A 12,312-nucleotide genomic window follows, 5' to 3' on the forward strand; every position below is an offset into this window, starting at 1 on the left:
GGGGAGCGCAGGGCATGTCCCACGAGGCACTGTCGCTCTGGACCGAGACATCCAGCGATCCAGAGCTGATCGCCGGGGTTCGCGCAGGCGACCCGGCGGCCTTCGGCGTGCTCTACGAGCGCCACTCCGACGCGGCCCGCAAGGTCGCCGTGCAGTACACCAACAGCGCGGCCGACGCCGATGACGTGGTCTCCGAGGCTTTCTCCCGGATCCTGCGTGCGCTGCAGCAGGGCGACGGCCCCGACCTCGCCTTCCGCGCGTACCTCTTCACCATCGTGCGCCGCACCGGCCTCGACATCATCGAGAAGTCCAACCGCGCGCGCCCCCGCGACGACATGTCGCCCTTCGAGTCCGCGATCGGCTACCAGGCCGGCTCGGACGAGCCCACGCTCGAGACGTTCGAGCAGTCGATGGTGGCCGATGCCTTCCGCTCGCTCCCCGAGCGCTGGCGCGCCGTGCTCTGGTACACCGAGGTCGAGAAGAAGAGCCCCCGCGAGATCGCGCCCCTGCTGGGCCTGTCCGCGAACGGCGTCGCCGCGCTCGCCTACCGTGCACGCGAGGCGCTGCGTCAGGCCTACCTCCAGCAGCACCTCGGCGCGGCCGACACCGTCGACTGCCTCGAGGCGAACGCGCAGCTCGGGTCGTACGTGCGCGGCGGTCTCAGCAAGCGCGAGCACTCGCGCGTCGACGAGCACGTGCAGCGCTGCGAGAAGTGCTCCGCGCTGGTCGCGGAGCTCGAGGACGTCAACCGCGGCCTGCGCGCGGTCATCGGCCCGCTGTTCCTGGGCCTGCTCGGCGCGAAGGCGCTCGAGGGCGGCCTTCCCGTGGGCGGGGCCCTCGGCGAGGGCGCGCTGGCCGCCTCGTCCGGCTCGGGCTCCGCTGCCGGGGCCGCGGGCACCGCGGCGGGCGGCGGCGCCGCCGGAGGCACCTCAGGAGTCGCCGCCGCGACCGGCGTCGCCGCGATCGCGAACGGCATCGCTGCGGTCGCGCTGCCCGCAGCCGCGACGCTCGGCGTCGTCTCGCTGGTCATGACGGGCGCGAGCGTGCTGGGGATCATCGGCGAGGCCGACTCGGGCAGCCCGGTCGCCGAACCCGCGCCCACGGTCGAGAGCACCACCGGGGACGATGCGGCGTCCGGCGGTGACGCCTCGCCCGGTGCGGAGCCGAGCGCCGACCCCAGCGTCGGTGCGGAGGACCAGACGCCCGAGGCCGACGAGCCCGGCACGGGAGACGACCCGCTCGTGGTCGACCCGCCGCTCGTCGCGGATGCTGCGGTCGCAGGTACGGATGTCGTCGCCGGATCGACCGGCACGGGCACCGACGAGAGCGGCACGGCCACGGGTGCCGACGATGCGTCGGGCGGCTCGGGGACGGACGGCTCGACCGGGACCGGATCCACCGGCACCGGCTCGACGGGCACCGGTTCGACCGGGACGGGCGGTTCGACGGGCACGGGCGGCGGCACGACCGACCCCGGCGACTCGACCGATCCGGGCGACACGACGGACCCGGGCGACACGACCGATCCGGGTGACACCACGGACCCCGGTGACACGACCGATCCGGGCGACACGACCGATCCGGGTGACACCACGGACCCCGGTGACACGACCGATCCGGGCGACACCACGGACCCCGGTGACACGACGGACCCGGGCGACACCACGGACCCCGGTGACACGACGGACCCGGGCGACACCACGGACCCCGGTGACACGACCGACCCGGGTGACGCGACCGATCCCGGCGACGTCACGCCGGCGACCGCCCTGCGGCTCGCGACCCAGGCCCTCGAGTACCTCACGGTGTCACGCGTCTCGCCCGCGATCTCGATGTCGCTCGCGAACAACGGCCCTGACGCGGCAGACGACGTCACCGCGCGCATCGTCCTCCCCGACGGCCTCACCTTCGCGCCCGCGTCCGGCGGCGCCGGCGGCACCGGGCTGATGGCGTTCAGCGTCCTGGACGACTACCTCGTGTTCGCCGCGACCTCGACGGTCACGGCGGGCGACTGGGTGTGCGAGCTCTCCGACGACCGCACCGCGGCCGACTGCGAGCTCGACAGCCTCGGCACCGGTGCGGACACCACGCTGGCGCTCGACCTCGCGACGCCCGCGGCGGACCTCGACCTCGGCTCCGACGCGTGGACCGAGTTCAGCGCGGCCTCCGGCGAGGACTCGGTGAGCTACCGGGTCCGCACGGGCCTGTCCGCGACCGTCACCGCTCTCGACGCGGTGCACGCGACCTCCGGCCACGTGCGTGCAGGAGTGTTCGGGGCGACGCTGCTCGGCTGCGACCTCGAGGATCGCGACTGCGCGAAGATCATGGCCTTCAACGGGTCGAACGCCGAGGACAAGTACGACAACAACGCGCAGGCGATGCGTCCGCTCAACCTCGCCGACGGAGAGCACAGCTCCGCCGAGACGCTCGTCGAGCCGGACGACGCCGAGGGCGCGACCATCGTCTCCGCGACGCTCACGTGGTCCGCGAGCCGCAGCGCCTTCGACTCCTGGACCGGCGACACCGGCGCGGCCCGCCTCCGTGGGCCCGACGGCACGTACGTGCCGGTGACCGCTGACGTGGTCGACACAGGTTGGGCCGGCTCCGACCTCTCGTACGTCGCGACCGCGGACATCACGGCGCTGGTGGCCGAGTCCGGGTTCGGCGCGTACGCGCTCGCCGACGTCGCGCTGCCGAGCACCTTCCGCGCGCTGCTGCCCAACTACTACGGCGGCTACGCGATCACGGTCGTGTACGAGCGTCCCGACTACGCGCGGGCGACCGTCGTCACGCTCGACGGTACCGAGTGGGTCTACGGGTCCACCACGGAGATCCCCTTCGCGACCGCCGGCGACGCCGGCGTGGACGTCGCGATGGTGGCCTTCGAGGGCGACCGCGGCAAGCACGACAACCGCGTCTCGATCGACGGGCGCACCCTCACGCCGTGGGGCTGGAACGGCAAGAACCTCGTGGGCGGCAACCCGGGCAACGCGGCGGACTCGACCGCGGTCGGCTCGGCCTTCGCCAACTCGCTCGGCGTCGACGCCAAGCCGTTCAAGCCGACCTCGGTCGACGCCGGCATCCACCGCCTTCGGGTGTACAGCGGCTACGAGGACCGGTTCCTGCTGAGCCGCCTCGTCGTCACCCTCACGCCCGAGGTCGGCTCCCAGACCGAGGCCGCTCCGGCCTCCTGAGCCACGGCGCGACGCCGCGGGCTCGCGCCCGTCAACGCGCGGGGTCGGGGCTCCAGTCCATGTCGAGCTGACGGGCCGTCCGCAGCGCGAGGTCCTCCGAGGACAGCCGAGCGACCAGATGCAGCGCGAGGTGCATGCCTGAGGTCAGGCCGCCGCTGGTGAGGATGCTTCCCGCGTCGACCCAGCGCACGCCACCCACGACCTCCTGCACCTCGCCGCACGCCGCGAGGTCGGATAGGTCCTCCCAATGCGTCGTCGACGGCCTCTCACCCAGCAGTCCGGCGCGCGCGAGCAGGAACGCGCCGGTGCACACCGACGCGGTCATGGACGAGGCGGCGGCGAGACGCTCGACGGTCTGCATGAGCAGCGTGTCGCCCAGCGCGCACGCGACGTCGATGGTCCCCGGCACGAGCAGCAGATCGCACTCCGCGATCTCATCCGAGTCGGCCAGACGGGTGAGCGTCATGCCGCCGTACGCGGCCACGTCTCCCCCGCCCGGGGTCGCGAGCACCACCTCGAACTCGGGCTCGAGCCCGTCGCGCTCGAGCAGGCGCGACGCGGTGAGCAGCACCTCGTAGGGGCCGCCGGCATCGATGAGGTCGAAGCCGTCGAACAGCAGCATGACCGCGCGCGTCGTCATGTCCTCACGGTAGCGACCGCGAGCCCGAAGGCATGGACGGCGCGGCGATCATTCCTCCGCGCGGATCAGACGACGACGGTGGTCTGGATCCGCGGACGCACCACGAACCAGAAGATGCCGTTGGCGGCGATGAGGCAGCCGACCATGACGATGCCCATGGTCATCACGGACACGCCCAGCGCGCCGACGAGCGGCGAGATGATGCCGGCGACGCCGAAGTTGAGCGCGCCGAGCATCGAGGCCGCGGTGCCGGCCTCGGCGCCGTGGTCCGCGAGCGCCGTGATCTGGACCGCGGGGCCGATGATGCCGATCGAGCCCACCACGAAGAACAGCGGCAGGAGCACGCCGACGAGGCCCATGTCCATGAGGTCGGCGCCCACGATGAGCAGCGCTCCGGTGAGCATGATGCCCAGGCCGACGGTCGCGACCGCGCGCGGCGCGAACACCCGCATGAGGCGCGCGGAGGCCTGGTTCGCGATGACGAGGCCGACCGAGTTGGTGGCGAAGACGATGCCGTACTCCTGCGCGCTCAGCCCGAAGACGTCCTGGAGCACGAACGAGGAGGCGGAGAGGTACGAGAACAGCGCGGCGAAGGTGAACGCGCCGACCAGCGAGATGCCCACGAACGCGGCGTCCCCGAGCAGGTGGGCGTAGCGGGCGCGGGTCGCGCTGAGCGAGGCGCGACCGCGGCGCTCGGCCGGCATCGTCTCCTTGATGACGCCGCCGACCACCAGCACCACGGCGACGCCGTACAGCGCGAGCGCGACGAACAGCCCGCGCCAGTCGAGGAAGGTGAGCATCTGCGAGCCGATCACCGGCGCGGCGACGGGCGCGAGCCCGACCACGAGCGCCATGCGCGCGAGCATGCGGATGAGCGCCTGGCCGGCGAACAGGTCGCGCACCATCGCCATGGCGACCACACCGCCGCCGGCGGCGCCGATGCCCTGGAGCACGCGTCCGGCCATGACCCACTCCACGGTGGGGGCGAGCACCACGAAGGCCGAGGCCGCGATGTGGAGGACGGTCGCGAGGATGAGCGGCTTCTTGCGCCCGAACGAGTCGCTGAGCGGACCCACGACCAGCTGGCCGAGCGCGAAGCCGATGGTGGTCGCGGTGAGCGTGAGCTGGATCGCGGCGTCCGAGGCGGCGAGGTCCGCCGCGACCTCGGGGAACGCGGGCAGGTAGAGGTCGATGGTGAAGGGGCCGAGCGCGACGAGCGCGCCGAGCACGACGACGTAGAGCAGCTTCTGGCGTCGCGGCATGGCAAGGCCGGGGCTGGCGACGATGCGCGGGGCTGACTGGACGGCGGCGCTCACGGGCGTTCCTTCATTCTGCGAGGGCGCGCTGATGCGCGCGGAGATGTGTGAGGGGGCGGCGGTCGGGGGGCGCCGTCACGCCGAGACGCCCGGTGATGAGCGGATCGCTCATCGCCGGGCGTCTCGTACGTCTACTGCAATGCTAACCGCAGTTCGACAGGTGTCTACCTCAAATGCGGCTAGTTTGTGGTCGCCTGCGCGTTGACCTCGTAGGAGGTGTTGGTCGCCTCGAAGAAGTTGACCAGCTGCAGGGTGTCGTTGGCGGTGGCCATCCACTTGGCGGGGTTGGACACGTTGTAGTGCGCGTCGAAGCCGAGCTCCTCGAGGCGCCGGTCGGCGAGGTACTTGACGTACTGGTTCACGTAGTCGGCGTTGAGGCCCAGGATCCCGGTGGGGAGCAGGTCGCGGTTGTACTGCTCCTCCATCGCGACCGCGCCGAGGATCATCTGGCGGATCTCCTCCGCGAACTCCTCGTCCTGGAGGTCCTCGTTCTCCTCGAGGACCGTGAGGATGAGGTTGATGCCGAACTGCAGGTGCAGCGACTCGTCGCGGATGATCCAGTCCATGAGCGAGCCGAAGTTCCGCAGCAGGTTCCGCTGGCGGAAGGACAGCGCGACCATGAAGCCCGAGTAGAACCAGATGCCCTCGAGGATGATGTTGTACGCGACGAGGTTGCGGATGAAGTCCTTCTTGCCCTCGGTCGTGGTGATGTCGAGGGTCTCCTCGGTCATCCGCTTGATGAAGCGGACCTCGAACTCCTCCTTGGCTGCCATCGAGGGCACCGAGACGTGGGAGCCGTACGCGGCGTCGCGGTCGATCGGGAACGTCTCGAGGACGTACTCGAAGGACATGCAGTGGTTGGCCTCCTCCCACATCTGCTTCGCGAGGTAGAGGTGACCCTCGGGGGCGTTGATGTAGGGGTAGACGCCGAACGCGAGCGCCTTGTTCACCAGCAGCTCGTTGGGGTTGAAGTACGACATCAGGTACGTGATGGCGTGCTTCTCCTCGTCGGTCATCCGCTTGAAGTCCGCGAGGTCCTCCCCCAGCTGGATCTCGTTGGGGAACCACGTGTTCGCGACGGCCTGGTTGTAGAGGTCCATCGCCCACGGGTACGTGATCGGCTTGAGGAGCAGCCCGTCCTGGACACCGCTACCGAGAATTCCCATCAGTCGTCTCCTGTCTGAACGTCCGTGATCACTGGCACGACTCGCACTGCAGCCGCTCCATCGGGTCGACCGGGCACGCGACGCCGTCGACCACCTCGGTGCCGTCCGCGCCGGTGCTCTCGACCACGTCGAGCAGCTGCACGCCCTTGGGCAGCGTGGTGGGCGGCACCTCGGGCCGCTCCTGCGGAGCGGGGGCGAGCGCGGTCTCGGCCGGCTCCGGCCTGGCCACGGCGCCGAAGCCGCGCCGGGCGGGCGTGGGCTCGGCGGCGGGTTCGGGCGCCGCAGGTGCCGGAACAGCGGGTGCCGGAACAGCGGGTGCGACAGCCTGAGGCGCGGCGTCGGGCACGGCCTGAGCGGGAGTCGGCGTCGGGACCGCAGCAGTCTCGGTCGCCTCCGTCGGCGCGCTTGCCGCCGCCATCGGCGCCGCCACCTGAGCCGGCGCATCGGCCGGGGTCGCCGCGGACGCCTTGGCGGCGCCGAAGCCCTTCCGCGCCGCTCCGAAGCCCTTGCGCGCCGGTCCGGACGAGCCGCCCGTCGACGGCCGTCCCGCGGCGTTCCCCGTCGCGTTGATCTTCTCCGTCTTGTTGACGCGGACCGTCGACTGCTCGGCGGTGTGACGCGGCTTCATGTGGAGGTAGTAGGTGGTCTTGACGCCACGCTCCCATGCCGAGGCGTAGAGATCCATCATCTTCTCCACGTCGCGGTCCTCGAGGTAGATGTTCCGGCTGATGGCCTGGTCGATCCACTTCTGGGCGCGGGCCGCCACCTCGATGAAGGCGTACGGCGAGAGCTGGAACGAGGTCTTGTAGACGTCCTTGAGGTGCTGGGGGACCTCGTCGATCTGGGACAGGTCGCCCTGCACCTCGAGCAGGCGGTCGCGGACCTGCTCCCACAACCCGGCGGCCTGGAGGTCCTTGACCAGGTTGCGGTTGACCTCGAGGAACTTCCCCGACGACGTGGCGCGGGAGAAGATCTGCGAGAACTGCGGGTCGAAGCCCGGGGTCACGCCCGCGACCAGCCCGATCGACGCGGTGGGCGCGACCGCCATGAGCGTGGCGTTGCGGATGCCGCCCGCGACCTTCTCGCGCAGCGTCCCCCAGTCCTGGCGCGTGGTGCGGTCGACCGTGATGGGCACGCCGCGATCCGCCTCGGTCTCGGCGATGGTGTCGAAGGGCACCTTGCCCTGCGACCAGCCCGATCCCTCGAAGTTCGCGTAGGCGCCCCGCTCGCGGGCGAGGTCCGCCGAGGCGTCGATCGCGTGGAAGGAGACGAACTCGACGATCTGATCGATGAGCGCGTAGGACTCCTCGGACTCGTACGCGAGCCCCAGCTGCTCGGTGATGTCGGTGAAGCCCATCACCCCGAGGCCGATGGCGCGGTTCTCGCTGTTCGCATGCTCCGACTCCGGCACGGAGGAGAGCGTGATGTCCACGAGGTTGTCGAGCTGGCGCACCGCGAGGCGGACCGAGTCGCGCATGCGGTCCCAGTCGATCGCGCCGTCGACCAGGTGCGCCGGCAGGTTGACCGAGGCCAGGTTGCAGACCGCGATGTTCTCGCGGTCCTGCGGGAGGCAGATCTCCGTGCAGAGGTTCGACAGGTGGATGGTGCCCGTGTTGGTGTTGAGCGCGCGGTTGTTGATGGTGTCCTTCCACGTGAGCCACGGGTGCGACGTGGTCTGGAGCATCACGAGGATGGACTTGTACTGCTCGCGCGCCCGCATCTTGCGGAAGCTGCGCATGCGCCCGGCCTCGGCCTGCGCGACGTACTCGGCGTAGCGCGCGGAGAAGGCCGAGCCGGTGAGCTCGACGAGGTCCGGCGTCTCGGCGGGGTCGAAGAGGTACCAGTCGTCGTCCGCGGCGACGCGCTTCATGAACTCGTCCGAGATCCACACCGCGGTGTTGGCGGTGCGCGTGCGCCGGTACGGGTCACCGGAGTTCTGGCGCAGGTCGAGGAACTGGTGGAAGTCGAGGTGCCAGTTCTCCATGTAGAAGCACAGCGCGCCGAACTTCTTGCCGCCGCGCGAAACCGCGCGCAGCGTCGAGTCGATGGTGTGCATGAACGGGATCGGTCCGGTCGAAGTGGTGTTGTTCGAGCGGATCGGCGAGCCCTCGGAGCGCAGCTTGGTCACCGACAGGCCGATGCCGCCGGTGCCCTTGGTGAGCCACATGACGTCGCGCACCGACTTCGCGATGTGCTCGATGTCGTCCTCCATCTGCATGACGAAGCAGTTGGAGAGCTGCGGGTAGGACGTGCCGGCGTTCACCAGCGTCGAGCCCGCGGGAAGGTAGTCGAGCGTCGAGATCTTGTCGTAGAACTGCAGCGCCATCGCGGTCGGGTCCGCCTCGTTGAGCGCGAGGCCCATCGCGACGCGCATCCAGAAGTACTGGGGGACCTCGAGCGCCTTCCCGTGGCGGTCGGTGATCATGTAGCGGTTCCGCATGGTGACGGTGCCGATGTAGCGGAGGTGGTCGTCGCGCGTGTGGTCGAGCGCGGCCGCGAGCGCGTCGAGGTCGAACAGCTCGGTGAGGCGCGTGTCGAGCAGCCCGTCCTCGACGGCCTCGCGCACGTAGCCGGGGAAGCGCGCCTGGTGAAGCAGCGCGAGCTCGAGCTCGGTGTCGTAGCCGCCGAGCACGCGCTTGTAGATGACCTTGCGCAGCAGCCGCGCGGCCACGATGTCGAACTGCGGGTCGTCCTTGACGTTCTGCACCGCGACGCCGATCGCGGCCTCGTCCAGCTGCTCGGTGGTGATGCCGTCGAACAGCGTGATCGCGAGCTCGGACGCGATCTGGGTGGTCATCGAGATCTGATCCGGCAGGCCCGCGGCGGCGCGCTCGACCGCCTTGTTGATGCGATCCGCGTTGTACGGCTCGCGGGTGCCGTCGCGCTTGGTGACGTGGATGCCGGGGCGCGCGACCGGCTCGCTCGCTGTCGTCACGCCTGAGGTGTTCTCGGTGATGGTCACGGTGCTCCCCTCGAGATGCCCTGCGCAGCCCTCCCCAGGCAGCGCAGCATGGTGGTGACACGACGCTCGAGCGGCGGCGGGATCCCGGGGTGATCCACCGGCGTCGTCAGCACGAGGCGCTCTTCGAACCTAACCCGAAGCCCGACCCGACGCAACAAGATATGGGGGCGAATTTCGAGTGAAGCCCTAGATGTTGTGTTTCTGTGGACAGCGCTGTGCATAGGCTGTGGACGCGGCGGCGTGTCGCGTGGACTGCGGGGGCCGGTCTGTTGAAGACTGCGCCGCCGCTCCTTGCGGGACTGTCTCCAGTGTCGCGCGGGGGTCTGACAACGCCCGCTCCGCCCCCACCCCGACAGTCCCGACGGATCTCACCGCGACACGCCGGGCCAGGACCACCCTGAATCCGAGACACGCCGACGACCCGGGACCAACTCCGTTGGAATTGTCAGCAGGGGCGGGGCGGCGCCCGCTCCGCACGCGAAAGCGCCGCATCGTCCGGCGGGACGATGCGGCGCTTGCGGAAGGCTGGAGGCTAGACGTCGACGATGCCGTAGAGGCGGTCGCCCGCGTCGCCGAGGCCCGGCACGATGTAGCCGACCTCGTTGAGCTTCTCGTCGACCTGCGCGACCACCACGGAGACGTCGGCGCGGTCGCCGACCTTCTCCTGGACGTGCGCGATGCCCTCGGGCGCGGCGAGCAGGCACACGCACGTGACGTCGGTCGCGCCGCGCTCGAGCACGTACTCGATCGCCATGACGAGCGAGCCGCCCGTCGCGAGCATCGGGTCGATGAGGAACACCTGGCGGCCCGTGAGGTCGTCGGGCAGGCGGTTCGCGTAGGTGATCGCCTCGAGCGTCTCCTCGTCGCGCTTGAGCCCGAGGAAGCCCACCTCGGCGCTCGGCAGCAGGCGGGTCATGCCGTCGAGCATGCCCAGGCCGGCGCGCAGGATGGGGACGATGATCGGCGGCGGGTCCGCGATCGCGGTGCCGGTCGTGGTGGTGAGCGGGGTCTCGACCTCGCGCTCCACCACGCGCACGTCACGCGTGGCCTCGTAGGCCAGGAGCGTGACGAGCTCGTCGACCAGGAGCCGGAACGTCGGCGACTTGGTGTTCTTGTCGCGCAGGACGGTGACCTTGTGTCGGATGAGCGGGTGATCCGCAACGTGCAGGCGCATGCCCCGAGCCTATCGCGACCATCGGCCGTGGACGCGGGACGATGCGCCGGTAGCCTGGCGACGTGAACGGGCGGTGGGACGAGGCGATGGGTGTCGCGCTCGACGAGGCGCGCCGCGCGGGCGCCGCGGGCGACGTCCCGGTCGGTGCCGTGGTGCTCTCCCCTGCGGGAGAGGTCCTCGGCACGGGCCACAACCTCCGCGAGGTCGACGGCGACCCCTCCGCCCACGCCGAGGTGGTCGCGATCCGCGCCGCCGCATCGTCCCTGGGGACCTGGCGGCTCGACGACTGCACGCTCGTCGTCACCCTGGAGCCGTGCCTCATGTGCGCGGGCGCGATCCTCCAGTCGCGGATCCCGCGCCTGGTGCTCGGCGCGTGGGATGAGAAGGCCGGCGCGACCGGCTCGCAGTGGGACGTGGTCCGCGACGCGCGTATCGGCGCCAAGGTCGAGGTCGTGTCCGGCGTGCGCGCCGACGAGTGCGCTGCAGTGCTGAGCGAGTTCTTCGAGGCCAGGCGGTAGATGTCCGAGGACCCGCGGCTGCGCGACACCTGGAGGGGCGGCATGCGCCGCGCCGTGGTGAGCCTCGGCACGATCGTGCCTGCGAAGGAGCCGCGCTGGCCCATCGCGCTGCAGGCCTCCGTGGTCCTCACCGTGCCGATCCTGGTCGGGATCGCCTTCGACCGCGTGGACCTCGGGCTGATCGCCGCGACCGGCGCGTTCACCGTGCCGTACTTCGCCGCGCTGCCGCGCCTCGAACGCCTGCGCCTGCGACCGATCGCCGGGCTGGTGCTGGTGCTCACCTCCGCGGTGGGTGCGCTGCTCGCGCCGTACGGCATGCTCAGCGCGCTCGGACTGGTCGTCGTCACCATCCTCGTCGGCATCGCGGTGCACGGCTACCGGCTCGGGCCGCCCGGCCCGCTGTTCCCGGTGCTCGTCTACGGGATGTCCGGCCATGCGGTCGACGGCGGCCTTCCGGCGCTCACGCTCGTCGCCACTGTGGCGGCAGGCTGCACCTGGGCCGTGATCGCGAGCATCGCCCCGCTGATCCGCCGGGTCCATTGGCAGGTGAAGCCTCGCCCGCTGTCGGTCCTGCTCGCCCGGCCCGCGTGGGACCGTGGCGCGAAGGAGCTCGTGTGGCGCACCGTCATCGTGACCGTCCTGGGCACCGCGCTGTCGCTCCTCTGGGTGGACCCCGACCGGGCTTATTGGACCGTCGCCGCAGGCGTGGTGGTCGTGGGCGTGGTCCCCGGCCGCGGGCCGGCGGTCACCCGCGGCCTGCATCGCGCGATCGGCACCGTGGTGGGCGTCGGGATCTACCTCGCGATCTCCCAGTCCGGGATGCCGGCGCTCGCGCTGGCGTTCACGCTCGGCGCGCTCCAGTACGTCACCGAGCTGGCGATCACCCGGCACTACGCGATCGCCGTCGCCGCCGTCACGCCGATGGCGCTCGTCATCGTGACCGCGAGCGCCGGCCAGCTGGGCGATCTGGCGGTCACGGGCGAGCGGATCCTCGACACGGTGGTCGGCTCGGCGCTCGCCGTCGCGACCGCGCTGCTGCACCCGCCCGCGCCCCCCGACCCTGCGGGCAGGCACGCTCCGCCGCACCGCGACGTGCCCTCGCCGGGGACCTGAGCCCCGATTCGGCACGCGGTGCAGACAAGGCGCCTACAACCCCCCTGCTACCCATGCGATCTTCGCCGGAACCGCCCCTGAGGGGCCGTCCCGATTAGGTTTTTTCGTTCACACTCCGGTAATCTCTTCCGCGGTGACGTGTCCGAGCGGCCGAAGGTGCAGCACTCGAAATGCTGTGTACGGTAACCCCGTACCGTGGGTTCAAATCCCACCGTCACCGCCACGGAAG

General features: G+C 70.8%; 8 protein-coding genes and 1 tRNA gene. 4 read left to right on the plus strand and 5 right to left on the minus strand.

Annotated features, from left to right (window positions below):
• Positions 1 to 14 precede the first annotated feature (14 nt).
• Positions 15 to 3,194, plus strand: a complete 3,180-nt coding sequence (locus TR42_RS14110) for a sigma-70 family RNA polymerase sigma factor (RefSeq protein ID WP_052405576.1) — start codon at positions 15 to 17, stop codon at positions 3,192 to 3,194.
• A gap of 31 nt (positions 3,195 to 3,225) precedes the next feature.
• Here the strand turns inward: TR42_RS14110 and TR42_RS04395 are convergent, their stop codons facing one another.
• From TR42_RS04395 to upp, 5 genes are all read right to left on the minus strand, one after another.
• Positions 3,226 to 3,834: a DJ-1/PfpI family protein gene (locus TR42_RS04395; RefSeq protein ID WP_042213374.1), complete on the minus strand. Its 609-nt coding sequence runs from the start codon at positions 3,832 to 3,834 to the stop codon at positions 3,226 to 3,228.
• A gap of 65 nt (positions 3,835 to 3,899) precedes the next feature.
• Positions 3,900 to 5,096, minus strand: a complete 1,197-nt coding sequence (locus TR42_RS04400) for a multidrug effflux MFS transporter (RefSeq protein ID WP_042213491.1) — start codon at positions 5,094 to 5,096, stop codon at positions 3,900 to 3,902.
• A 233-nt stretch (positions 5,097 to 5,329) separates the two neighbouring features.
• Positions 5,330 to 6,316 carry a ribonucleotide-diphosphate reductase subunit beta gene (locus tag TR42_RS04405; protein ID WP_042213376.1) on the minus strand — a complete coding sequence of 329 codons (987 nt, stop codon included), beginning with the start codon at positions 6,314 to 6,316 and terminating at the stop codon, positions 5,330 to 5,332.
• Between the two features lie 28 nt (positions 6,317 to 6,344).
• Entirely contained in the window at positions 6,345 to 9,278 is a 2,934-nt protein-coding gene (locus TR42_RS04410) for a ribonucleoside-diphosphate reductase subunit alpha (protein ID WP_236623343.1), read from the minus strand.
• Positions 9,279 to 9,810: 532 nt separating this feature from the next.
• Positions 9,811 to 10,452, minus strand: coding sequence for a uracil phosphoribosyltransferase (gene upp / locus TR42_RS04415; RefSeq protein WP_042213377.1), 642 nt, complete (start codon positions 10,450 to 10,452; stop codon positions 9,811 to 9,813).
• Positions 10,453 to 10,538: 86 nt separating this feature from the next.
• Here upp and TR42_RS04420 point away from each other — a divergent pair, with 86 nt between their 5' ends.
• From TR42_RS04420 to TR42_RS04430, 3 genes are all read left to right on the plus strand, one after another.
• Positions 10,539 to 10,970, plus strand: a complete 432-nt coding sequence (locus TR42_RS04420; protein WP_052405593.1) for a nucleoside deaminase — start codon at positions 10,539 to 10,541, stop codon at positions 10,968 to 10,970.
• On the plus strand, positions 10,971 to 12,083 hold the full coding sequence (locus TR42_RS04425) for an FUSC family protein (RefSeq protein WP_052405577.1): 1,113 nt from the start codon (positions 10,971 to 10,973) through the stop codon (positions 12,081 to 12,083).
• Positions 12,084 to 12,215: 132 nt separating this feature from the next.
• A tRNA-Ser gene (locus TR42_RS04430) sits at positions 12,216 to 12,306 on the plus strand.
• The last annotated feature ends 6 nt before the right edge of the window (positions 12,307 to 12,312 follow it).

This window comes from Demequina mangrovi (assembly GCF_000759715.1).
GTDB classification, from domain to species: Bacteria; Actinomycetota; Actinomycetes; order Actinomycetales; family Demequinaceae; genus Demequina; species Demequina mangrovi.